This is a genomic window from Mesorhizobium sp. M0514, from assembly GCF_040321145.1.
Lineage (GTDB): Bacteria > Pseudomonadota > Alphaproteobacteria > Rhizobiales > Rhizobiaceae > Mesorhizobium.
Genome location: NZ_JAMYQZ010000049.1, coordinates 17,321 through 40,487 on the forward strand (window position 1 = coordinate 17,321; position 23,167 = coordinate 40,487).

The window sequence follows — 23,167 nt, forward strand, 5'->3', positions numbered from 1 at the left end:
GCCGTGCGGGTAATCGCGGCGAACCGACAACAGGAGACTAAGATGCGATACCGCATGCTTTTCGGACTGCCGTTTGCGTGCTTGGCGTTCGTCGCCGCGCTGACGTTCTTCTCGCCCTCGCCGTCACTCGACTATGGCCCAGGCTACACCAGCGCATCCTACCAGATGCCGGACTTCAGCCTGCCTGCCTATGTCGTGTCGGTCGATGCGATCCTCGCGGCTGAAGCCGCAGTCGACAAGCCGACAGATGCACATGCTGGTGCCTACACGGTATCCAACCAGCCGCTTGCTGCATGGCGCCTCGCCACCGAGATGACCTACTCGCATATCGACCCGCACATCAGCGCGGCCTGACATCGGTAGAAGATCAAAGCAGCCCTTGCCGCTCATACCGGCGAGGGCTTTCAGTTTCAGGGTAGCCCATGCGCATCCTCATCCTCGCTGCCATGCTGGCTCTATCAGCATGCGGGCATCAGCCCTGCACGATGCGAGAGTGGGCTACCAACCCGAGGTGCAGTTAGACCTAGACCGTTCAATGTCGAACAGTTCAAATCCGAACCATTGTGCGGCGCAATAGGAACGGTGTGACATTCCTGCAACATTTGTGCAGTGCACCCCCCGGTCTAGGTTCCTTTCGCACCGCACAAAAGTGTATGCGGGACGGCGTAGCCCGATCCTCGCGCATTTTTGGAAATTCCATAATCTCACTTCCGTTCCCCGAAAAACCGGTGACTGATGGCCCGTAAATCTGCCGCGAAAGACTGGCCTGCGTACCAGGTCAGCGCCCGGCGCCTCGACAAATTGAAGCCGTTCGATCGGAACGCGCGGACGCATAGCGAGGAGCAGGTTGCGGAGATCGTCGCATCGATCGGCGAGTTCGGCTGGACCAATCCGGCGCTGGTCGACGAGACGGGAATGGTTATCGCGGGGCATGGCCGCCGGCTGGCCGCGCTGAAGATTTATGAGGACGGCGGTTCGATCCGGTTGCCCGACGGTCGGGAACTTCCGGTCGGCACGATCCCGGTAATTGACTGCTCCGGCTGGTCGGACGCGCAGAAGCGAGCCTATGTCCTGGCCGACAACCAGATCGCATTGAACGCGGGCTGGGATATGGACCTGCTGCGGGATGAACTGGCGGGGCTGCAGCGCGAGGGGTTCGACCTTTCGCTCGCGGGATTTAGTGAAGATCAACTTGCGGCCGCGCTTGGCGGCAGCGAAGGGGTGACCGATCCAGACGATGTGCCTGAGCCGCCGGCTATCCCGGTTTCGGCGCTCGGCGACGTCTGGCTGCTCGGTTCGCATAGGATTATCTGCGGGGACTCGACCGACGCCGATTGCGTGGCGAAGGTTCTGGCTGGCGTAAAGCCGCACCTGATGGTGACCGACCCGCCCTATGGGGTGGAGTATGACGCCAACTGGCGGAACGTGGCCAAGCGCCCCGACGGGACACCTTACGGCGCCAGCGCGATAGGCAAGGTGGATAACGATGGCCAATCCGACTGGCGCGAGGCATGGGTGCTTTTCCCTGGCGACGTTGCCTATGTCTGGCATGCCGGTGTTTATGCCGGGGAGGTCTCTGAGAGCCTGAAGGCTTGCGAATTCGAAATGCGCTCGCAGATCATCTGGGCCAAGAACACCCACGCTATCAGCCGAGGCCATTATCACTGGCAGCACGAGCCATGCTGGTATGCCGTCAAGAAAGGCGGAACGGGACATTGGGTCGGTGACCGGTCGCAAATGACGCTCTGGCCAATTGACAAACCTATGAAATCCGAGACCGGCCACTCCACGCAGAAGCCCGTCGAGTGCATGAAACGGCCGATCGAGAACAACAGCAAGCCCGGCCAGGCCGTCTACGAGCCGTTCAGCGGCTCGGGCACCACCATCATTGCCGGCGAGATGACCGGCCGCGTCGTCTACGCCATCGAACTCAATCCGGCCTATGTCGATGTCGCGGTCACGCGCTGGCAATCCTTCACCGGCGAGCAAGCCACGCTGGAAGGCGACGGACGGACGTTCGACATGATCGCCGCCGAGCGGAGCCGCGTCGTTGAAGCAGCCGAGTGAGGGCAAGGTTCCGGCGAACACAATTGACACCGCGACCGCCGCGAAACTGATCCAGGTAACGCCGCGCTACGTCCGGCAACTATCGACGCAGGGATGGTTCAAACAGGTTGCCCGCGACCGGTGGAGCCTGATCGAAGTCGTTCAAGGCTACATCGCCTGCCTCAAGGATGAGGGCCGGCGCACATCAAAATCGGCTGCGGACTCGCGGGTTCGCGATGCACGAGCCGCCGAGATCGAACGACGCCTGGCCCGCGATGACCGGACTGCCATCGACATGGGCGAGGCGGTGGCCGCGCTCGACAAGGTGACAGGCGACTTCCTGCAGTCGATCGGCGGTCTGCCGGCGCGCATAACCAGAGAACCCCGTGAACGGCAGCGCATCGAAGCCATCTGCGACGCCGAGCGGCTTCGCCTCAGTGACCGCTTCTCCGAAAGCGCACAGGCTTTACGCTCGGGTCTCCCGGCTGATCAAGCCGACGACGAGGACGACGCCTGACGAGTGGGCTCGCCAGAACCGAGTTTATCCGCCGACGGCCGGTGTTCCCGGGCCGCGTGATCCGAGCCTGACGCCATACATCATCGCCCCATCTCGTGCCGTCCATGCCAGGACGCACAAGCGGGTTGCGCTGGTGTGTGGTTCCCAGATGGGCAAGTCCGACGGGGCGCTCGACATTATCGGCGAGCGCTTCGATACGGCGCCGGTGCCGACGCTCTATCTCGGGCCGACCAAGCAGTTCCTGCAAGACCAGTGGGAACCGCGGGTGATGGACTTGCTCGACAACACCAAGGCTCTCCGGGGCAAGGTGGCGCGCGGCAAGCGCATGAAGGTGCTGCGCAAGCTGATCTCCGGTGTGCCGCTTCGGTTGGCGCACGGTGGATCATCGACGGCGCTGAAGTCTGATCCGTTCGGCCTCGCTCTGACCGATGAGGCCGACGAGCTCATGGCCAACGTCAAGGGGGCGGGCGATCCGATCCGGCTGGTCGATCGACGCGGCGATACCTACGCGGATTTCGTCCACTACATCACCAGCACCCCGAGCGAAGGGCCGTCCGACGTGGAAGTCGATCCTGAAAGCGGGCTGGAATTCTGGGCTGAGATCGATCCGCAGGAGATTTCCTCGACGATCTGGCGGATTTGGCAGTCTGGGACGCGCTATCATTGGGCCTGGCCGTGCCCGCATTGTTCGGAATATTTCATTCCGCGCTTCAAATGCCTGAAGTGGGACAAGCCGAAATCGGCAGACGGTCGCGACCTGAAGTCGACGGCGACGCTGGCGAGCAAGACGGCGCACATCGATTGCCCGCGGTGCGGGTGCGAGATCACCGACGACAGCAAGCCCGGCATGAACGAGCGCGGCGTCTATGTCGCGCCGGGGCAGTCGATCACACCGGATGGCGTGGTGCTGGGTCCGGTCCCGGAAAGCGTCACGATCTCCTTCTGGGTGTCGGGGCTGGCTTCACCGTTCCAGACATGGGGCGAGCGCGCGGCGGAATATGTCGAGGCTGTTCGCTCCGGCGAAGCCGCGGAAATCCAGGCTGTCGTCAATGGCGGCATGGGCGAGCTCTATGCACCAGGATCCGGTGACGTGCCGGAATGGCGCGAACTGGAGAAACTGAAGAGCCCGGAGCAGCCCTATGTGCTGGGCGAGGTTCCGTCCTGGGTCAAGTTCGTTACGCTGGCCTGCGACGTCCAGAAGGATCGTCTGATCTTCGGGATAAGGGGGTGGGGCCATCGGTCGACCTCCTGCCTGGTGCAGCTTGGGGAATTGTACGGCAACACGGCGGAGGAAGAGGTCTGGGAAGACCTTGAAGACGTTCTGCTCGACCGCTACGGCGGCCATCCGATCCGGCTGGCGCTGATCGATTCCGGTTTCCGGCCTGGCAATCCGAAGCAGGTTCCCGAAAACCGGGTCTATTCGTTCTGCCAGAGACATGCCCGGCTCTGCCGGCCGACCAAGGGCAGGGACAGACTTCAGGGGAAGCCGATCCTTCCCAAGCAGATCGAGGCGCGCGTCAACTGGCGCGGCAAACTGGAAACGGTTGGCATCGAACTGCTGCACGTCGATACCGACTATTTCAAGAGCGCGGTGCACGAGCGGCTGCGGTGGCCGATCGGCGAGCCCGGAGCGTTCTATCTGCCGGACGATGCGCCGGACTATTACCTGCAGCAGCTGGTGAGCGAGGCGCGCATCAAGCGGCCCGGCGGCAAGCCTGTCTGGGTGCAGCGCAGCAAGGAAAACCACTTCTTCGACATCGAGGCGATGCAGGCAGCGGCCGGCTGGTTCCTGGGTGCGCAGCGCATTGCCGAAGCGCCGCGCGCGCCGAACGACGCAATCCCGGCACCCGTAGCGCCGAAACAGAACAAGATGGCTGCCTATGCGGCGGCCCTGAACAGGTGACAAGTAATGCTTGAAGGCTTGCGGAACAGGATAGCCGGCATCATCGCCGTGCCGGCCGGGCCGCAGCCGTCGGCGGGCTATCTGCGTTCACAGCAGACCGGCGTGTCGATCTTCAACACGCAGCCGCCGGTGCTTCGCGATGCGTCCGATGATGTCCGCGCCTCATGGGTGCAGGCGGCATCGCGCACCGTTGATGCGCTGCACAACAGCGGATGGATCGCCGGCGTCGTCGAGCAGATGATGTCGCTGATGATCGGCGATGGTCTCCAGGCCAATTTCCGCCCCGATCTGTCGGCCTTCGGCTTCGATGCGAAACAGACCTCAGAATGGGCAACCCGCGCCGAAAAGCGCTTTGCCGCTTATTCCGGCAACCCCTATGAGGTCGATGCCGGCGGGCGGTATTCGCTGGCCCAGATGCAGGCGGCCTCGGTTCGGCAGTGGTTTGCCACCGGCGAGATCCTTGCGGAAATCCCGTTCATCAAGCGTGAGGGATCGAAGACCGGGACCAAGCTTCGGCTGCTGCCGTCGCACTGGCTTTCGCAGCGCACCGACATCATGCGCCGGCTCGAACATGGTGTCTTCCTCGACCAGAACGCGGCGCCGGCCGGGTATCTGTTCGAACTCAAAGGCAAGTGGAACGAAAAGGTCGAGGTCGAGAAGCCCGCCCGTGACGCATACGGGCGCCCTGTGATCGTTCATGTGTTCGATGGTGCGGCGGGCCAGATCAGGGGCATCACGCCGCTGGCGCCCGTCCTGCGCGTTCTCAGGGACTACGACCAGTTGTCCAACGCGACGCTGTCGGCCGCAATGATCCAGGCGATTTTCGCCGCCACGGTCGAAAGTGATTATCCGACCTCCGAAATTCTCGACGCCCTGAAGGATCAGGACGAGCAGGACGCCAGCGGGGCCGATGGTGTTATCTCCCGCTTCGACTCCTTTATGGGTCAGAAGGTCGGCTGGCATCAGAACGTCAATATCGATCTCGGTCGCAACGGCAAGATCGCTCATCTCATGATGGGCGAAAAGCTGAATTTCAACCGGTCGGAACATCCGAATTCGACCTATGAGGCGTTCGCGAACTTCCTGCTTCGCGAGATCGCCCGCTGTGTCGGTGCGCTCCTGCCTGACCTGACCGGCGATCATCGCGGCGAATCCTACTCCTCGATCCGCATGGGCATCGCGAAACAGTGGCCGCTGCTGCTCTATCGCCGGAAGCACATCGCGACGCCGATGCCGCAGCGCTTGGCCGAAGCCTGGCTCGAGGAAGAGATCGACCGCGGCGACATGCCGTTGCCCGGCGGTGTCGCCGCGTTCATCGCGAACAAGTCGGATATCTGCCGCATCGACTGGCGCGGCCCGGCCAAGCCGGTTGCCGATGAGGTCAAGGCCGCGGCCGCGCACCAGACTTATCGCAACATGGGCGTCATGTCCGACGAGATGATCTGCGCTGATCTCGGTGTCGACCATGAGGATGTCTACCGCGCCCGCCATGAAGAAAAGGCGATGCGCGAAGACCTCGATATTCACGGCGGCGTCACCAACGGCGGCACGGACATCGACATGATGGACGAGATCGCCGCCGAAGACGCGCAAGCCGAAAAGGACGCGCAGAAGCCGGCCGGCAAGGATGTGCAGCCCAATGACAAATAACGTCGTCATCGGCGGCATCACGGTCGACATGGACGATCCATGCTCGCTGGCCACCGTGCTGAAGGCGCACCGTCTCACGGTCATCGCCGGCGGCACCGTGACCATGTCGCAGCATGGCGAGACACGGATGCAGTTCAGCGCCGCCAACCTCAATGCGCTCGATCGTGAAATCGCAAAAGCGGAAGACGCCTGCACGCAATCGACGGGCGGCCGCAAGGCACGCTTTGCCATGCGGGCCGGGTTCCGAAGGATAGCCTGATGTCCAATGATGATCTGCTTTTTGCGCGCGTTGCGTCGCAGCTTTTCGGCTGTCCGCTTTTGCTCCGGCAGCATGAGGCCGAAATTATCGGCGGATACGTGCGTGCTCGTATGCTGGGCACCGCTCCTGAGGCAAATCGCTTTCAGGGCCAGGAACAAGCGGACGACAATACGCGGCGTTGGAAAGGCTACCGCAAGGAAGGCTCAGTCGGCGTTGTCTCAATCCTGGGCGAGTTGGTGAATCGCGGCGCATGGCTGGGCGCGAGTTCCGGGCTCACTTCCTATGAGGGAATTGCCCAGCAGCTTCGCAATGCGGTTTCCGACAAGGACGTTAAGTCCATCATTTTGGACATCCAGTCGCCGGGCGGCCAAGCCATCGGGATGAACGAAACGGCCCGGCTCATCAGGGAAATTTCCAAAGAAAAGAAGGTGACTGCCGTCGTCAACGCCATGGCCGCATCTGCAGCCTACGGCCTCGCCAGCGGCGCGAACGAGATCGTCGTTACCGAAAGCGGCATCGCTGGATCAATTGGAGTGGTGCTGGTTCACCATGACCGCTCCCGCCAGTTGGACAATGCCGGCATCAAATCGACGGTCTTCAAGGCCGGTGAGGAGAAGGCAGTCGGCAATCCTTTCGAACCGCTATCCCGGAAGGACGAAGACATCCTCCAGGGGGAAGTCGATCAGATCATGAAAGGCTTCGTGAAGCTTGTGGCTTCCCATCGGCCCAAACTCTCAGAGCAGTCGATCCGCGACCTCAAGGCCGGCATTCGCATCGGGGAAGAGGCGGTCAACGCCGGCCTCGCCGATCGTCTCGGCTCATTCGAATCGGTCCTGACGGACCTGACCCGCGCCTCTGGGCGCTCAACCTCGCAACCAAGGAGAACTTCCATGAGCGAGAACAACGGCGCGCCCGCCGCCAATGAAGACGCGGGCATTCCGAAAGCAACCCATGACGCGGCCGTGAAGCAGGCTCGCACCGAAGGCAAGGCAGAAGGTGTCGCCGAAGGCACCAAGGCCGGCGCCGAAGCGGAACGCACCCGCCTCGCTGCCATCATCAGCGCCGAGGGCATCAAGGGCAACGCGGCCCGTCTTACCGCCGCGCTCGAACTGGCCACGGAAAGCCCGGAGATGGCGGCCGACAAGGTCGCGGCCTTCGCGGTCAAGAATGTCGCGGAAGGCGCTTCGGCGGCTCTCGCGGATCGCGCAGCCCAGCCGGATTCGCTGGCCCGCGCCGGTACCCAGCAGCAGGCACCCAAGGCCAATAGCTGGGGTGACTTCCGGGCCAAGCGCGCCGGCTAATCGCAGTCCCTCAACACCAACACCCTGAAAGGAGTGGCCCTGATGGTCACCTACACGGAAACCGCACATGCGGCTGAATTCATCCTCTCGGAAGCCAACGGCGCCCGCTCCCGTGCGAACGGCGTTGGCGGCGCAACCCTGCCGGCCGGCTCGGTCGTCAAGTCCACGGCCAGCAAACTGGTCTCGTACAACGGGTCCGGCACTGTCGTCGGCATCCTGCTTTACGACACCGTGCTCGACCAGGCGGTCTCCTACATCGCCCGCGACGCCGAGGTGAACCAGAAGTTGCTGACCTCGACCGAAGCGACCGACGGCGAACTCGATGCCGCCGCGATCGCCGGCCTCGCCACGCTCGGCATCATCTGCCGCGACTGATCGGGTTCCGACCCGCTCTCCACGACCTTCCCTTCAACCCAGCTCTTAAGGAGAACCCTCATGCTGGACATCTTCAAGTCTGATCCGTTCAGCGTGCTCTCGCTGACGGACGCGATCAACACTCCCAAGTTTGTTCCCGGCCGCATCGGCGAAATGGGTCTCTTCTCGCCCAATTCGGTCGCCACGACCGCGATCGGCATCGAACAGAAAGACGGCATTCTGTCCCTGATCGAACCGACCCCGCGCGGCGGTCCCGGCGTCACGATCGACAAGAGCAAGCGCGTCCTGCGCTACCTCGGCATTCCGCATTTCGAAGTCGACGATGCGATCATGGCTGAGGAAGTCCAGGGCATCCGCGCATTCGGCTCCGAAACGGAAGTCGAAACCGTCATGGGCAAGGTCGACGAGCGCATGATGATCCTCGGCCAGTCCTTTGAAGCCACGCAGGAATATTCCCGCATCGGCGCCGTCAAGGGCATCATCACCTACGCCGATTCCTCGACCGTCAATCTCTTCACCGAGTTTGGCGTCACACAGGAAGCGGAAGTCGACTTCGACCTCGACAACGCCAGCCCTGCCGGCGGCGCGCTGCGCAAGAAGTGCGCATCCGTCATCCGCCTGATCGCCACCAACCTCCAGGGCGTGCCTTGGACGGGCCGTGCGCGTGCGTTCTGCGGCGATACGTTCTTCGACCAGTTGATCGCTCACCCGGAAGTGAGGGCGACGTATGACGGCTGGACGGAGGCCAAGATCCTTCGCGAGGGCTATATCGAGACGAACGGCAAGAGCTACGGCGCTTTCGAGTTCGGCGGGATCATCTTCGAAAACTACCGCGGATCGGTCGGCGCCACCGCCTACATCGACCCGCTGAAGGCGCATATCTTCCCGGAAGGCGTGCCGAACCTGTTCCGCACCGCCTATGCGCCGGCCGACTACATCGAGACCGTCAATACCCTCGGCAAGCGTCTCTACATGAAGCAGTTCCCGATGCCCAATGACAAGGGCATCCGCATCGAGGTTCAGATGAACGCGATGGAATACTGCACGCGCCCGAAGGTTCTGATCCTGGCCAAGAACACCTGATCTTGAATGTGGGCTGTCCCGCGAGAATGGACCGGTGAAACGGTTTTCATCCTCGCGGGCGGCGCCTCCGTTCTAAGCCAGGACCTGTCGCTCCTATCGGGGCGGCGGGTCATCGCCATCAACTCGGCATGGAAGACCTATCCACAAGCCGACGTGCTGTTCTTCGCCGACACCAGATGGTGGACGAAGTTCCATCCTGACTTTGGCGGGCTTGTCGTCACGACCTGCGCATGGTCGGACAAGCGCATCAAGAACCTGAAGAAGATCGCCCCTGGCAAGGGCATCGCGACCCGGCCCGATACCCTGGCCTTGGAAACCACAAGCGTCACCGGCGCCATCAATCTGGCGGTGCACTTCGGGGCTTCCAGGATCGTCCTGCTCGGCGTCGACGGGCAGATCGTCAAGGGGCAGCGGCATCATCACACCGATGCCTATCCCTGGCCGTTCAAGGGCGACAGTTTTGGCAAGCACGCGGCAGAATTCCGCGCCGTGGCGGCCTCCATTCCGGTGCCGGTGATCAACTGCTCGCCGGTCTCAAATCTCGATATCTGGCCGAAGATGACGCTTGAAGAAGCGGTGAAGGAACCCATGCTGCAGCGTCTGTCAAAGCCTTCGCTCGTCGTGCTGGGCATGTACGGGATGGGCGACTGCCTGCATCAGCGCGCCGTGCTGCGCGAGATGATGAAGACCCACAGCGTCGAGGTCCAGACCTATTACACGGCCATCTACCATGACCTCGAGGCCGAAGGGCTCAGGGTCACCATATCGGACAGGCTACCACCCCGGATCCGCGACAGGCGCAACGTCAGCGCGACAAAGCTGGTCAGGCAGCCCGACAAGCGCATCGGCTACGATCATGCCCAGACCAAGAGGCACGGCACGCTGCTTGCAGCGATGTTCGGCTCGGTCGGCCTGAAAGTTCCGGCCCGGCCCGATTTCAGCCTGCCGGTCAAGCCGGCCTGGCGCGCGGCGGCCCGCAAACTGGTCGGCGACACCGGCGGCAAGCCGATCCTGGTCTATCGGCCGATCGTGCTCAATGCGACATGGCCGTGCCCGTCGCGGTCACCGGATGTTGCCGCCTATGCAGCGCTCTATCGCTCGATCAAGGATCGGTTCTTCACCGTTTCCGTCTGCGATCTGACGCAAAAGGGCGAGCACATCGTCGGCGAGGAACAAGACGCCGACCTGAAACTGCACAAGGGCGAGGCGGATTTCGAGACGCTGGCAGGGCTGTTCGCTGAGGCCTCGCTCGTCTTCGGCAATGCCGGGTTCACGCCGATCCTGGCGCAGGCTGTCGGCACGCCGAACATCTGCGTCTATGGCGGCAATGAAAGCTTCCGCTTCACCAATATCGTGGGCAAGCACCTTGCTCCGACGCTGCCGATCGAGCCGGCGAAACCCTGCGAGTGCTTCGACCGGCACCACCAGTGCAACAAGACAATCGACCTGACCGAGGCTTTGCCGAAGGTAGAAGATTTCGCGGAAAAGCACGGCAAGCTGCCGCGGGTTCTGGTGTTCGGCACCACCTATGTCGACACGCTGGGCAAGCAGCGCCTTGCCGCTCAATGGGAAGCGCTGCACCGGCAAGTGAATGGCACGACCGTCGATCTTCTGCTGGTCGACAGCGCGTCGCCGGTCCCACTGCTCGCCGTCGAGCAGGGCGCCGAGAAATACGCATTCCCCGACAACATTGGGCACCTGGCGCGCGGTGGCAAAGACGGCTGGGGTAGGGCCTTCTGCAAAGGCCTCGAAATGTCGATCGACGGCCAATATGACTACGTTGTCCACATCGAGGGCGACAGCCTGTTCAAGCGGCCGGTGCTGCCGATCATCCGCCAGATGATGGCGACCGGCGTCAAGGCAGCGTCGGTCCCGGTCGAAGGCACCAAGCGCAACGAAACCGGCTGGGCCGAAACCGGGCTGATGTTCTTCAGCGTCGATTATCTCTGGCAGTCGAAGTTCATCGAGAAATACGACTGGTGGAACCGCCAGGCAAAACCCTATCCGGAACAGGCTATCTTCGACATCTTGGGCGCCGACCTGCAGATGCTGCAGCTCAAGGCAGAGCGCGGCGACAGGGGCCAGATCACGGCCGGCAACGTCGCCGAGCTCGATTGGGTGACGCATGCGACACCGGAGGCCTATGAGGCCTTCGTGGCCTCTACGGTGGCGCAGGAGCCGGCGGCAGGACCGGTCGCGGATGCGATCAAGCTGAACTTCGGCTGCGGCACCAACAGGCTCGACGGCTGGCGGAACTTCGACGCCGAAGTCGACATCGAGAAGCGGCTGCCGTTTGCCGACGACCACGCCGATTTCATCTATGCCGAGCATGTCGTCGAGCATGTCGATTATCATGCGGCGCTGCGCTTCTTCACTGAAGCCCGGCGCGTGCTGAAGCCGGGCGGCATCATCCGCATCTGCGTGCCCAGCCTCGAAAACATCTGGCGGCGCGGCGACCAGGACTATTTCGATTTTGCGAGCAAATGGGCGCCCTCGGCCGACCGCCGCGGCGCCATGCACGCCATCATCCACGCGCACGGCCACAAGGCGATCTGGTCGCAGGCGCTGCTCGAGGCCTGCCTGTTCTTCGCCGGTTTCGAGGACATCGCCGGGTGCGAGGTCCACAAGTCCGCGCATGCCGACCTGACAGACGTCGAAGGCCATCACACGGTTATCGGCGAGCACTTCAACTGGATCGAAGCGGCGGTTGCCGAGGGGCGGAAATGACCAGTCAGGTAGAAATCGACATCAACGCCGACATCGAAGGCAGGTCGGTGACTATCATCCCGCATGGTCCTCTGGGTGAGAAAGCCCGACAGACGCTGGCGCTTTTCGCGCCTGTTGCATTGGCAATGATCAATAGCGGCCTCGCCTTCTCTCTGCACTACAACGTCGCGACCGACAGCATCGAGATGGACGCCAAACTTTGACCGGCCATCGCGATCAGTGGTTCGGCGGTCGCACCTATGCGCAGCACGGCGACGATCTGGCCGTGCTCAACATCTTCAAGCGGCTCGGCATCGAGCGGCCGTCCTATCTGGATGTTGGCGCCTATCACCCGTTCGATTTGTCGAACACGGCGCTGCTTTACGAGCGCGGCTCGCGCGGCATCAATGTGGAGCCGAACGAGGCGCAGCACGCGCTTTTCCTGAAGGCGCGGCCGGACGATATCAACCTGTGCGTCGGCGTTGCGCCGGTCCACGGCTGGATGACCTTCCACCATGTCGCCGCCGATCCTGGCCGCTTCACCTTCGACAAGGCGACCGCGATGACGCTTGGCATCGTGCGCAGCGTTGAATTGCCGGTCATGCGGATCAACCGCATCGTCGACCAGCATGCTGGCGGGATTTGGCCGGATCTCCTGTCAATCGATATCGAAGGTCTCGATGTCGACGTTCTCAACAGCGCCGAGTTTGAGGATCATCCACCACGCGTCGTCATCGTCGAGGCCGACAATGGCAGCGGCGACACAAGTCACGAGCTCGCGGCGCTGATGGCGGTCAAAGGCTTCGTCCCACATTCGTGGTGCGGCTCGAACATGATCTTCGTTCGCGCTGCTGACCAGGCGCTGATCTGGTGAGGATTGCCTGATGTCGATCGATCGCCTGCGCGCCATTGCTCAACAGCTTCGTATCTTCGCGCCCGACAAGGCCGCGCAGATCGAAGCCGCCCTGGCCGAGGTCGCTGCCGGCAAGCGCGACCTGGCGACCATCTCCGTCGGCATCGATTTCCGGCTGCAGAAGTTCGAAGGCGAATATCAAGCCGGCCTGGCGCCGGTCGAAACGATCGAAGGCAAAGGATAGAGCCATGCCCCTGACCAATGCAGGCCGCAATCACATTGCCGCCGCCATCATCGACGACGGCCCGCCCACGGCCTTCGATGCCAGCAATGCCTATCTGGGCGTCGGCGATTCCGCGACCGCCTTCGCAGCGTCGCAGACCGATCTTCAGGCGGCATCGAACAAGCTGCGCAAGGGCATGGAAGCGACCTATCCCAGCCGGGCAACCAACGTGCTGTCTTTCCGTAGCCTGTTCGGCACCGGCGATGCCAACTGGCATTGGCAGGAATGGGCGCTGTTCAATGCCGCCGCCGCCGCGACGATGCTCAGCCGCAAGGTCGAGGATCTCGGCACGAAAACGTCGGCGCAAAGCTGGCTGCTCACGGTCGACATCACGGTCAGCATCGGCTCGTAATGTCGCTCCTCCTCCTCTTCAACCAGAACTCGGCGCCGATCGATATCGCGGCATCCGATGGTGTTCTGGTTGCGCTATCGGAAAGTGCCGGCATCCTCGTCTCGCTTGGCAGGGCAGATAGCCTCGCGCCGACGCTTGCAGAGGCCGTAGCCATCGCCGCCAGCCTGTCGCGGTCCGATGCGCTTGCCGTGACCGTCTCGGACGCTGTTGCGGCCCTGCTGGCGTCCGTGACCCGCACGGATGCATTGAACTTGGCGTTGACGGAAGCTTATGCCATCCTCGCCAGCCTCAACCGCTCTGACAGCGCGCCGGTGGCGCTCGGCGAGGCCCTTGCCATCCTCGCATCGCTCGACAGGACAGACGACATCGCGGTGCTTGTGGGCGAGGCCGGAGGGGTCACGCTGTTCATCCAGGCCGTCGATGAATTGCTGATCGACCTGGTCGATGACGCCGCCCTTCGCCGGTTCATCGCAACCCTTGTCCTGGCTGGTGTCGATATCCGGCCGCTGCTTTCCGGCCGTGCCGAGATCGAAGCCGCGCTTGATGGTGATCTCACCACCAGGCTGGCGCTCTCGGGCACGGTCAAGACCGACGACGTAACCTTCCACTGAGGGCGCCATGACCTGCATCGTCTACGTCGCCAACACCAACGTCATCGAACTCGACGGCCTGAAAAGCGCAATCGAGGACGAGTTCGTCAACGACGCCACGGTGTCCGTCACGGTGAAGGACGAGGCCGGCGCGGAAGTGACTGGCCAGACCTGGCCGGAAGCCATGGCCTATGTCGCTGTCAGCGACGGCCTCTACCGCGGCATCATCGAGGATGGCGTCGAGATGACCGCAGGCACCACCTATGTCGCCCACATCGACGTCGATGCCGGTGCCGATCGTGTCGGCCATTGGGAGTTCAACTTCGTCCCCAAGACGAGGCATGGCTCATGAGCATCTGGGATATCCACTACGCCGCGCTCTATGCGTCGCCGATAGCCGTCGACGCGGTGCTGACCGTGACGTGCGGTGATCCTCCGATGGCGCTGCGCGCGATCGACAAGACGGCGGGTTTGGTCATTGAAGGTAATGAGGCCGGCCGCAATCGGTTCTCAAGCGAAGTGCAGACCGTTGAACCTGCCGCGGCGGTGCGGGCCACGGATTTGGCGGGCATCGATCTTGCTGACCTTCGCGGGGCATCGTTGGAGATCAACGGCAAGACCTGGACTGTGCGCAACCACCTGCTCAAGCCGGCGCCCACAGGCGAAGGCAAGGGCGAAGTTCTGTTGCTGTTGACGGAATTGGCTTGATGGACACGCGCGAAGCAATCCTTGACCGCCTGGTGGCCATCGCTGGCGACGTGGCGGGTATCCGCAAGGTGTTCCGCAACATGAGCAGCCCGGACGAGACGGACTTGCCCGCGATTATCGTGCTCGACGCCGACGAAGGAGCCGACGAGGGCGACCCTCCGGGCCGTGGTCCACTGGCACCGCGCCGCATGATCATGACACCGCAACTGTTTGTCGTCTTGCCAGAAGCGGTCAAGTCGATCGGCACCGTCCTGAACGGCTACCGCGCGGAACTGATCGATGCGGTCGCTACCGACGCAACGCTAACAGCGATGACGACAAACGGCCTTGGCGCCCGCCTACTTGCCTCGCAGACCTCGCTCGCGTGGGGTCGCTCGATGATGGGCGAAATGGGCATGTCTTTTTCCATTCCATACATCCTGTTCCCCGGCCGCGTGGTCGACGGAACAATCTGAAATTCGCCGGTGCAGCGGCGTCAAAGGCCAGCCGTGAGGCTTGCCAGTCCCACCGATGGAAACTGCACATTTTCCTGGCCTGTCGCGATGACACGTCCGTCCCACCGAAGGAGCTACTTTTATGGCCACGTCACCTAACGTTCTCAACTACTTCGTCGGCAAGGGCACCTTGTCGTTCACCAAGACCGGCGGTTCGCCGCGCGACCTTGGCAATGCGCCCGAAGTCGAGATTACGCCGGAAATCGAAAAGCTCGATCACTTCTCGTCGCGTGCTGGCGTGAAGCAGAAGGATCGTTCCGTTACCCTGTCGAAGACCCTGACCATCCGCATCGTGCTGGATGAAATCACGGCCGACAATCTTGCCCTGCTCATGCTTGGCGGCGATCCCACCTCTGGCGTCTTCGAGATGTTCGAAGAGAGCGAGATCACCGGCGCCCTGACCTTCACCGGCACCAACGACATCGGCAACCAGGTGACTGTCTCGATGCCGTCTGTTTCGTTCGGCCCGTCCGGAAGCCTGTCGCTGATCGGCGACGATTGGGGTCAGGTCGAAATCACCGGCGAAATCCTTTCCGTTGAATCCACCGCCGGCACGTCCTTCGGCACCATCACCGTGACGGACGCCGAGTAAACCAAAGGAGCCTTTATGCCTGATCTGCTGTCAATTGCGCCGCTGACCGAAACTGTCGAGGTTCGCGGCGCAGAAGTGAAAGTCTGCGGTGTTGCCGCCAAAAGCATTGTCGGTCTGCTGACCCGCTTCCCCGAACTCCGCAAGATGTGGGCAACGGGCAAGTGGGACATAGACCATCTGCTGTCGATGTCAGATGAGATCCTTGCCGCGCTGATTGCAGCTGGGGTGTCGAACATCGACGAGGCCAATGCCAAGAATCTGGCGCTCGACGAAAAGGCCGAACTCCTGGCTGCCATCATCCGGGTGACCATGCCGCGCGGCCCTGGCCCTTTCATGGCAACGCTGACCGCTCTGCTGGGCACGGTCGGCGGCGCAGCATCGCCCACGGTGCCGGCTTTGAAATCGCGGAAACCATCACGGAACTGATCGAGCGCGGGCACGACGAGGCCCGTCTCTGGCGGTGTACCCCGCGCGAACTCGTCGGTCGGATGTACTTTTCCGAGCGGGTGAAAAAGCGCGCACGAGCTCAGTCCCTGGCCGATGGTTTCTCGGCGGCGCGCGGCGATCACAAGGACGTCAACAAGCTGATCGACAAACTCGGGAAGGGCTAGTGCGTCAGATAGCCGTGGCCGATCAACCAGTCTTTGATGATGCGACGGATGGCTTCGGGGCGGGAGGCTTCGGAAAGCTCGGCTGCGGCCTTGTCGAGAGGGCCGAGCAAGTCAGGCTGAAGGCGGACAAGGACAGGAGTGCCCGCCGCAGGAGGACGTTTGCGTTTCGTGATATCACCAGTTGACTTAGACATGAGTTTGCTGATATCACGAAATAGTCGGGCCGCCAAGGTGTGTCACCACCAAAGCGGCCCTAACCGAAGCGAACCTGTTTGGAGGCTCACCATGGCTGCTCAAGCCAATATCACGCGCCGCGCCGCGCTCTCAACCCTTTCTGCAATTCCGCTCGTCGCATTGCCGGCCGCGGTTATAGCTTCCCCAGTCCCGGCGGTGGAACGAATGGATCTGCTCCAAGCCTACAATGAGTGGCTTTATTTCGAGCGGCTGATCCTCATGGGAGACATCTATCCCGGCCAAGACCGGCTCAAAGCTTCTCGGTGGGTGCCCTGCAACACGCTCGCCGCGCACTTCCATTTCCCGCTGCGAAAGGTTGGGAGCGAGACCGGATCAACATGGGAAACCATCCCGTCGCCGGAGACAAGGGCACTGCAGGTGCTCTCGACCGTCGGCCTAGATCTTCGACCGCTGCACGAACGGTAGCAGCCTCTTTCTGACCATCACCAATTCCGCCTCTGGCAGGGCGGTTAAGCGCGAATGGAGACTGAAATGGCCATTGCCAAAAAGGAAGTCGGAATCGAACTGCCTCCGCTCAACGTCGGATTGATGGAGGTGACGCTGATCGGCGATAGCCCGCTGATCGTCCACGCATGGTCGAGCAAGGCCAAGAAGGAAATGCTCGACAAGCAGACGAAGGCGCCCAAGGGCGCGCGGGAAGCGAAAGACCCGAAGTCGGATTTCGAGGCATCTATGTACCGCCTCGCCGATGGCGGCTATGGCTTCCCCTCTGTTGCCTTCAAGGCTGCTGCAGTCACCGCCGGCACGTCGGTCGCTGGCATCACCAAAATTCAGGCGCGGCAGGCTTTCCATATTCTCGGCGAGGATGCCGACATCAAAGGCGCTTTCGCCGGCTCACTGTCGCGGGTCAATCTTGTCAGGATCGAGGGCGGCGCGCCGCAGATGCGCGAGGACATGGTCAGGGTCGGCATGGGCTCGGCAGACCTTCGCTATCGGGCCGAGTTTCCGAAGTGGCACACGAAAATCTTGGTGCGCTACAACGCCAACGTTCTCAGCGAGGCGCAAATCCTCAACCTGCTGAACACCGGCGGCTTCGCGGTCGGTGTCGGCGAATGGCGCCCCGAAAAAGACGGTCAGTATGGGCTGTTCCATGTCGCGACGGAACGCGATCTGGAGGCGCTGAAATGAGGATCGGCGGCTACGAATTCAGCGAGGGCGCCCGGTTCCAGTCCGGCGCTCATCCCAATGCAAAGGCAGTCGGCGAGCATCTGGAATTGCTGCGCAAGCAGTTCAAAGGCGAACTGACACCGCAGGACGTTCTTGCGGACGCCAGGCACGATAACAGCCCGCTGCACTCATTCTTCGAGTGGGACGATGGCGCAGCGGCAGAGCAACATCGACTGGCGCAGGCGCGCGGCCTGATCAGGTCCGTGGTGGCAATCTACGTTGATGAGGAGAGGGTCAAGCCGGCAGTTCGAACGAAAATGTTCGTGCACGTCAATGAGCCGTCGGCGCCGCACTATCGCGAAGCCTCGCACGCGATGAGCCAGACCAAGACGCGCAAGCTTGTGCTTCAGCGCGCCTGGGGCGAGTTGCAGGCATGGCGGCGGCGCTACAAGGATCTGAAAGAGTTTGCGGGCTTGTTCGATGTCATAGACGAGGCCGAAAAAAGCATTAAATATAAGAACTGAAATCAGGGTTACGGCGAGAGTTCCCTACAACCTCGCGTCCTTCGGGATTTCATGGCAGGCAAGGCGAGTTGAGGCTGGGCGCGGTCAGTTATGGCCCGGCCTGGCGAGGCAGGCAAGGCGAGGTCTGGTAAGGCCGGTCGAGGCCTGGCGAGGCGAGGCTTGCCTAGGCAGGCAACAGCGCGATCATCTTTCGAGAGCCCATGATGGTGTCTCTTTGAGGATGGTCGCGCAACCCGTTCCAGAGTGCCACCACTGTTGAACGACAAATCTCTGCAGTGGCTTCCTTGCCGCTATCGAGAGGTCGCTATGCAGTCCCTCCACATAGGCGGCGGTAAATTCCTCATTGGCCTTGGACATATTGAGCGCGTCATCGCCGATTGTTTTCAGGAAGGGAGAGCCCTTCATCTCGTCTCTGGCCATCTGGCATGCCTTGTACCACGCGGCCATGAACTGACCGGCGCGGTAGTTGTCCTTATTTGTGAGAGTGCCAAAGGCCACCTCGTTCAAGGCCGCATAACGTCCGAGATCGCCCGGCGTCTTTTCCTTCGAACAGCCGGACAAGAGCGCCGACAGAACAAGCAGAATCACCAATTTCATTGCCTTACCCCCTTTTGCAGCGGGCAAGATTCAGCAAAATCTCGATGAGGGCAACTGATGGCAGGCAGTTTGCGCATCAAAGTCGATGATCCGAGCGACGCTTGGATCAAGGCGATGAAGGGCAAATACAAGCCAATCGCCAAGGCTGCGACCATGGCGATGCGGCAGGTTGCCAACAACATCAAGGTGGAAGGCAGGGCCAATATCATCTCGGCTGGCTTCAGCCGGGCATGGGCTAATTCCTTCCGGTCTGATGCCTATCCGAGCGGGGGCAAGGTCTCGGCCGATGCGGCCGCGATGGTTCGCCACAAGATCGATTATGCCGACATCTTCGAAACCGGCGGCGTCATCCACGGCGATCCGACGCTTTGGCTGCCGCTGCCGTCAACGCCGAAGCGCATTGGCCGAAAGCGTATAACGCCATCACTCTACATCAGCCAGATCGGGCCGCTCTTTCCAATCCGGCGACCGGGCAAACCGCCCTTGCTAGCAGCACGCATGGGCGTCTCGGCCCGAGCGAAGAAGTCTGGAAGCTTCGGCAAGGTCACCAACGCCAAGCTGCGCAAAGGCGCGTCCGGTTCCGGGCCGCGCGTTGCCGTCCCGCTCTTCGTCGGCATCCGCCAGGTCGACATCAAGCAGAAGTTCCATCTCCGCGCGATCACCAAGGCTAACGCCGCAAAGCTCGCTGCCTACTACTACCAACATTTCATCGACGAGTAGCCAAATGGCCGGAACGATCAAACAAAGAATTCAGCTTGACGGCGGTGCCGAACTCAAGCGCGAATTGGCCGAATTCGGCGCCGCCGGCCGCAAGGCGTTCAAGGATCTGCAGGCCGCCGCAGCTGCGACCAAGGGGCTGCCTCCGGGTTTTTTCAGTTCTTTGAAGCAGGCCGAAGCGCAAATAAAGTCGCTGGGTGTGCAGTTTGCCAAGACAGGCAAGCAGATCCAAGATGTCGGTAGGTCACTGACAACATCGCTGACGCTTCCGATCGTCGGTGTTGGCGCGGGCGTCCTGAAGGTGTCCGGCGATTTCCAGAAGGCGATGAACAGCTTCGCTGTCAACGCTGGCATCGCCGGCGAGGCGTTGAACGAAGCAAGGGACAAGGCAAAAGAGCTGGGCGTGGCTTCAGTCTTTTCTACGACTGAAGCAGCCGAGGGCATGACGGAACTTGCGAAGGTCGGCATCGAATTTCAGACCATCATGGGCGGCGCTGCAAAGGCAATGGTCGACCTCGCGGCGGCCAACGATACAGGACTGGCTGCTTCGGCAGGAGTTATCGGCGACGTCATCAATCAGTTCAAACTGAGCGCGTCGCAACTGCCTGCCGTTGTCGACCAGATCACCGGCGCGACCATCCAGTCCAAGCTCAGTTTTGACGACTACCGCTTGGCCATCGGGCAGGCCGGCGGCGCGGCTGGCGCGCTTGGCGTCAACTTCGAGCAGTTCAACGCGGTGTTGGCCGCGACGGCTTCGTCGTTCGCATCCGGCTCCGACGCTGGCACCTCGTTCAAGACATTCCTGACGCGCCTCGTCCCGCAGTCCAAGCAGGCGGCGGCGATGATGGAAAAGCTCGGGCTCAAATTCTTCGACGCATCCGGCAAGATGAAGTCGATGTCGGAGATCGCGCAGGAGCTTCAGGACAAGCTCGGCAAGCTCTCGCAGGAAGATTTGAACGACGCCGTTTCCACCATCTTCGGCACCGACGCCCTTCGCACTGCCATTGCTCTCATGACGCAAGGCGGCAAGGGCATCGACTCCATGATGGCCAAGCTGAAGAACACGGATTCAGCCGACATCGCCGCAACCCGCGTCAAGGGCTTCAACGGTGAACTCGGTAAGCTAATCGAATCGCTTGGCAATCTGGGCATCGCGATCGGCGATTCAGGCTTCCTCGACTTTGCCACCACCATCGTCATCCAGCTTACCGACTGGACGACAGCGCTTGCGCAACTCAGCCCGGAAATGCTCAACCTCGGCACGATCATTGCCGGTGTCGTTGCGACCATCGGCCCGTTGCTGTTCGGTCTTGGCCTGATGACGCGCGCGTTCGGCGTGACGCTGCAGGGTGTCGCTGCGCTGGTCGGTGGCTTTCGGCTGCTCTCGACGGCGCTGCTGTTCTTGGGTGCCAATCCGATCATTGCAGCCTTGGCGCTGGTCGGTGTGACAATCGCGCTGTGGGCAACGCGCACCAGCGAAGCCACAACGGCGCTGCGCGTCCATGAAGAACTTATCGGCAAAGTCGGCAGCGCCTATGACCAGGCGGGCCGCAAGGTCGCCGAGATGTCGCAGCAGGTCAAGGATGCTGCTCTTATCCAGGCCAGGCTGTCGCAGGAAGCGGCCGGCAAGGGCCTCAGCAGCGCGATCGACGAGGCGGTCAACTCGATCCAGCAGTTCGACGGCCTTCTGCCTCACGCCGCCGATCAATTGTTCGAGGTCTTCAAGCAGTTTCAAGGCACAAAGGACGTCGAGGCGTTCCGCGCGGAAGTCGCCAAGATTGGCGCTGCCAATCCAGAACTCGGCAAGCTGGCTCAACAGTTCCTCGACATCACCGAAAACGCCCATAAGCTGACGCAGGACGCCGGTGAAAGTGCCAATTTCATCGGCCTGCTAACCGGCAAGCTCACCGATAGCGAATTTGCGGCCAAGCAAGCGGCGCTCAGCATTGCTGGATATGGCAACGAGACCGTAGCGGCCGCGACCAAGGCGAATGCCGCGCTCGACGACACAGCCAAGAAAGTCGAAAACCTTGGCCATCAGATCACCGTTTTCCGAGGCGGCGGTGCTGGCGGCCAGCTTTCCAAGGAAGTCTTCGATGTCGTCAATGGCGTTGCCACCAGCGCCGAGAAGTCGAAGGCTGCACTGGATGGCGTAGGCGAGAGCGCAAAGGCCACCGGCGCCAAGGTCAAGGCGGTTGCCGACGACATCGCCAGCCATATCCGGACCGTTCCGGAATCGCTGACGACCAACTCCATCACGCCTGCCGTGGATGGGATCGTCACGGATATCCAGCGCATCAAGCCTGCCGCGGATGAGGCAGCGCTCGGTCTGAAATATGCGCTCAATCCGACCGATGATGTCGGCGGCGGGCTCGGTTCGGCGATCGGCACGGCGGTCGACGGCGTGATCGTCGACGTCCAGAAGATGCCGGCCGCCACGCAGGAAGCCGTTAGCGGGGTGAACAGCGCTCTCTCGGGCATTGACACCAGCGGCGCCCAGCAGGCAGCGGCAGCAATCTCAGGCCCGTTCACCGCGCTGCCGTCGGTCTTTTCTCAGATTTTCTCCGGCCTTGGCGCTCTGATCCAGGGCGGCTTTGCCAACCTGTCGTCGGTGATCAGCAGCCTTGCCGGTCGAATCCGTTCGGAAATCGCCTCGATCATTGCGGCCTTGCGCGAGGCAGTCGCCCAAGCCCAACGCCTGCGCTCGCAAGCGTCGTCCTCATCCTCCTCGTCGGGCGGCGGCTCGCAGGGCGGTTTCGCCGAGGGCGGTCATCTCAGCACCGGTCGCGGCACCGCGACCAGCGACAGCATTCCGATCTGGGCATCGCTGGGCGAGTTCATCACCAAGGCGAAGGCCGTGGCTTACTACGGTCCGGGCCTGTTCCACGCACTGAACAGCATGGCGCTGCCGAAGGATTTTTGGAAGTCGCTGCGCGGTTTCTCCATTGGCGGCGCGGTGGGTGGGTTCGATCGCACGATGTCTGTTCAGCGCCTCGCTGGCGGCGGTAGCGTCAAGGCTCCGTTGACCGGCGGGATGGGCCTTTCCGGCAAGATGGTCGCCGTGAAACTCCAGTACGGCCCGACCCTGCAGGATGTCGTCGATCTGATCGGCGAGAATGACCCGGTGATGAAGTTCCAGCAATACGCTATCGGTGCGGCGCTGACATCGGCTGGCCGGAGGCCTGGCAAATGATCAGTGAAGACAACCTCACTGAACTGCGCCTCGATCCGATCGGCGTGCCGCCCTACAGCGCGCGCAACATCACCCAGACGCTTGAGCCGGTCGACGGCGCGGCGCAGCTCGCCCGCACCGTGAACGGCACGCTGATCGACCTCGCCGACGGGACCTATCGGAAATACAAGTCGAACATCTCCTGCACCGACCAGCAGCAGCCCGCGCTGTCGGGCATCTGGCCGGGCATGGAGCTTACCGTCGACTGCGTGGTGGAGTTGTCCTATCTCACCGCCACCGGGTCGCCGGAGCGCGACGTCGCCGGTAACACCGCCGAACCGGGAACGCGCATCGACGGGGCCTTCACTTTCTACCGGCCTCGCCTGACCATGCGCGTCGTGGGATTCCGCAAGAGCGTTGTGGAGTGGGATGGCGACGAAGCCTGGTCGCTCGATCTCGAAGAGGTATGACA

General features: G+C 62.1%; 29 protein-coding genes. 27 read left to right on the plus strand and 2 right to left on the minus strand.

All coding sequences use genetic code 11. The features are described 5' to 3' along the window. The first annotated feature begins 42 nt into the window (after positions 1-42). The 21 genes from NKI61_RS20025 to NKI61_RS20125 all read left to right on the plus strand — a co-directional run bounded on the left by NKI61_RS20025 (position 43) and on the right by NKI61_RS20125 (position 16,323). Positions 43-354 (plus strand): hypothetical protein, encoded by a 312-nt coding sequence (locus tag NKI61_RS20025; RefSeq protein WP_352840389.1) that lies wholly within the window; start codon positions 43-45, stop codon positions 352-354. A gap of 381 nt (positions 355-735) precedes the next feature. Then, on the plus strand, positions 736-2,067 hold the full coding sequence (locus NKI61_RS20030) for a site-specific DNA-methyltransferase (RefSeq protein ID WP_352840390.1): 1,332 nt from the start codon (positions 736-738) through the stop codon (positions 2,065-2,067). Then, a complete protein-coding gene (locus tag NKI61_RS20035) occupies positions 2,051-2,563 on the plus strand; it encodes a hypothetical protein (protein WP_352840391.1) in 513 nt (170 codons plus the stop codon). Before NKI61_RS20030 ends, NKI61_RS20035 begins: the two co-directional genes overlap by 17 nt. Then, complete coding sequence (locus NKI61_RS20040; RefSeq protein ID WP_352840392.1) at positions 2,484-4,466, plus strand: terminase gpA endonuclease subunit; 1,983 nt, start codon at positions 2,484-2,486, stop codon at positions 4,464-4,466. The genes NKI61_RS20035 and NKI61_RS20040 overlap by 80 nt, the downstream gene beginning before the upstream one ends. A 6-nt stretch (positions 4,467-4,472) precedes the next feature. After that, positions 4,473-6,116, plus strand: a complete 1,644-nt coding sequence (locus tag NKI61_RS20045; protein WP_352840393.1) for a phage portal protein — start codon at positions 4,473-4,475, stop codon at positions 6,114-6,116. Beyond that, on the plus strand, positions 6,106-6,375 hold the full coding sequence (locus NKI61_RS20050) for a hypothetical protein (protein WP_352840394.1): 270 nt from the start codon (positions 6,106-6,108) through the stop codon (positions 6,373-6,375). The genes NKI61_RS20045 and NKI61_RS20050 overlap by 11 nt, the downstream gene beginning before the upstream one ends. Continuing rightward, positions 6,375-7,676: a S49 family peptidase gene (locus tag NKI61_RS20055; RefSeq protein ID WP_352840396.1), complete on the plus strand. Its 1,302-nt coding sequence runs from the start codon at positions 6,375-6,377 to the stop codon at positions 7,674-7,676. The genes NKI61_RS20050 and NKI61_RS20055 overlap by 1 nt, the downstream gene beginning before the upstream one ends. Before the next feature lie 42 nt (positions 7,677-7,718). After that, positions 7,719-8,051 (plus strand): head decoration protein, encoded by a 333-nt coding sequence (locus NKI61_RS20060; RefSeq protein ID WP_352840397.1) that lies wholly within the window; start codon positions 7,719-7,721, stop codon positions 8,049-8,051. Positions 8,052-8,111: 60 nt separating this feature from the next. After that, a complete protein-coding gene (locus NKI61_RS20065; RefSeq protein WP_352840398.1) occupies positions 8,112-9,134 on the plus strand; it encodes a major capsid protein in 1,023 nt (340 codons plus the stop codon). A 6-nt stretch (positions 9,135-9,140) separates the two neighbouring features. Further along, positions 9,141-11,861, plus strand: coding sequence for a methyltransferase domain-containing protein (locus NKI61_RS20070; RefSeq protein ID WP_352840399.1), 2,721 nt, complete (start codon positions 9,141-9,143; stop codon positions 11,859-11,861). Further along, entirely contained in the window at positions 11,858-12,064 is a 207-nt protein-coding gene (locus NKI61_RS20075; protein ID WP_352840401.1) for a hypothetical protein, read from the plus strand. Before NKI61_RS20070 ends, NKI61_RS20075 begins: the two co-directional genes overlap by 4 nt. Beyond that, the gene (locus NKI61_RS20080) at positions 12,061-12,714 is read left to right on the plus strand and encodes an FkbM family methyltransferase (protein WP_352840402.1); all 654 of its coding nucleotides are present in this window, start codon (positions 12,061-12,063) and stop codon (positions 12,712-12,714) included. Before NKI61_RS20075 ends, NKI61_RS20080 begins: the two co-directional genes overlap by 4 nt. A gap of 10 nt (positions 12,715-12,724) precedes the next feature. Beyond that, positions 12,725-12,937: a hypothetical protein gene (locus NKI61_RS20085; protein ID WP_352840404.1), complete on the plus strand. Its 213-nt coding sequence runs from the start codon at positions 12,725-12,727 to the stop codon at positions 12,935-12,937. Positions 12,938-12,941: 4 nt separating this feature from the next. Next, positions 12,942-13,328, plus strand: coding sequence for a hypothetical protein (locus NKI61_RS20090; protein WP_352840406.1), 387 nt, complete (start codon positions 12,942-12,944; stop codon positions 13,326-13,328). Then, positions 13,328-13,939: a hypothetical protein gene (locus tag NKI61_RS20095; protein ID WP_352840407.1), complete on the plus strand. Its 612-nt coding sequence runs from the start codon at positions 13,328-13,330 to the stop codon at positions 13,937-13,939. Before NKI61_RS20090 ends, NKI61_RS20095 begins: the two co-directional genes overlap by 1 nt. Before the next feature lie 7 nt (positions 13,940-13,946). Continuing rightward, positions 13,947-14,270, plus strand: a complete 324-nt coding sequence (locus NKI61_RS20100) for a hypothetical protein (protein WP_352840409.1) — start codon at positions 13,947-13,949, stop codon at positions 14,268-14,270. Then, positions 14,267-14,626: a hypothetical protein gene (locus NKI61_RS20105; RefSeq protein WP_352840410.1), complete on the plus strand. Its 360-nt coding sequence runs from the start codon at positions 14,267-14,269 to the stop codon at positions 14,624-14,626. Before NKI61_RS20100 ends, NKI61_RS20105 begins: the two co-directional genes overlap by 4 nt. Then, positions 14,626-15,081, plus strand: coding sequence for a hypothetical protein (locus NKI61_RS20110; protein ID WP_352840412.1), 456 nt, complete (start codon positions 14,626-14,628; stop codon positions 15,079-15,081). The genes NKI61_RS20105 and NKI61_RS20110 overlap by 1 nt, the downstream gene beginning before the upstream one ends. Positions 15,082-15,202: 121 nt before the next feature. Continuing rightward, positions 15,203-15,712 carry a phage tail tube protein gene (locus NKI61_RS20115; RefSeq protein WP_352840413.1) on the plus strand — a complete coding sequence of 170 codons (510 nt, stop codon included), beginning with the start codon at positions 15,203-15,205 and terminating at the stop codon, positions 15,710-15,712. 15 nt (positions 15,713-15,727) lie between these two features. After that, a complete protein-coding gene (locus tag NKI61_RS20120; RefSeq protein WP_352840414.1) occupies positions 15,728-16,138 on the plus strand; it encodes a phage pre-tape measure protein in 411 nt (136 codons plus the stop codon). Between the two features lie 62 nt (positions 16,139-16,200). Further along, positions 16,201-16,323, plus strand: coding sequence for a hypothetical protein (locus tag NKI61_RS20125; protein ID WP_352840416.1), 123 nt, complete (start codon positions 16,201-16,203; stop codon positions 16,321-16,323). Here NKI61_RS20125 and NKI61_RS20130 read toward each other — a convergent pair. Then, positions 16,320-16,553, minus strand: a complete 234-nt coding sequence (locus NKI61_RS20130) for a ribbon-helix-helix protein, CopG family (protein ID WP_352840417.1) — start codon at positions 16,551-16,553, stop codon at positions 16,320-16,322. The genes NKI61_RS20125 and NKI61_RS20130 overlap by 4 nt on opposite strands. 55 nt (positions 16,554-16,608) lie before the next feature. On the opposite strand from NKI61_RS20130, the gene NKI61_RS20135 reads away from it, so the two are divergent. The 3 genes from NKI61_RS20135 (at position 16,609) to NKI61_RS20145 (ending at position 18,209) form a co-directional block, all read left to right on the plus strand. Further along, positions 16,609-16,983, plus strand: a complete 375-nt coding sequence (locus NKI61_RS20135) for a hypothetical protein (RefSeq protein ID WP_352840418.1) — start codon at positions 16,609-16,611, stop codon at positions 16,981-16,983. A gap of 66 nt (positions 16,984-17,049) precedes the next feature. Continuing rightward, on the plus strand, positions 17,050-17,706 hold the full coding sequence (locus tag NKI61_RS20140) for a hypothetical protein (protein WP_352840420.1): 657 nt from the start codon (positions 17,050-17,052) through the stop codon (positions 17,704-17,706). Next, positions 17,703-18,209, plus strand: a complete 507-nt coding sequence (locus NKI61_RS20145) for a hypothetical protein (RefSeq protein ID WP_352840422.1) — start codon at positions 17,703-17,705, stop codon at positions 18,207-18,209. The genes NKI61_RS20140 and NKI61_RS20145 overlap by 4 nt, the downstream gene beginning before the upstream one ends. 183 nt (positions 18,210-18,392) lie before the next feature. Here NKI61_RS20145 and NKI61_RS20150 read toward each other — a convergent pair whose 3' ends face one another. Further along, on the minus strand, positions 18,393-18,806 hold the full coding sequence (locus NKI61_RS20150) for a hypothetical protein (protein ID WP_352840423.1): 414 nt from the start codon (positions 18,804-18,806) through the stop codon (positions 18,393-18,395). 57 nt (positions 18,807-18,863) lie between these two features. Here NKI61_RS20150 and NKI61_RS20155 point away from each other — a divergent pair, with 57 nt between their 5' ends. Genes NKI61_RS20155 through NKI61_RS20165 form a run of 3 tightly spaced genes read left to right on the plus strand, consistent with a single transcriptional unit; the run spans position 18,864 to position 23,165 of the window. Then, a complete protein-coding gene (locus tag NKI61_RS20155) occupies positions 18,864-19,526 on the plus strand; it encodes a DUF6441 family protein (protein WP_352840425.1) in 663 nt (220 codons plus the stop codon). 4 nt (positions 19,527-19,530) lie between these two features. Further along, a complete protein-coding gene (locus tag NKI61_RS20160) occupies positions 19,531-22,716 on the plus strand; it encodes a phage tail tape measure protein (protein ID WP_352840427.1) in 3,186 nt (1,061 codons plus the stop codon). Then, positions 22,713-23,165 carry a hypothetical protein gene (locus NKI61_RS20165; protein ID WP_352840429.1) on the plus strand — a complete coding sequence of 151 codons (453 nt, stop codon included), beginning with the start codon at positions 22,713-22,715 and terminating at the stop codon, positions 23,163-23,165. Before NKI61_RS20160 ends, NKI61_RS20165 begins: the two co-directional genes overlap by 4 nt. The last annotated feature ends 2 nt before the right edge of the window (positions 23,166-23,167 follow it).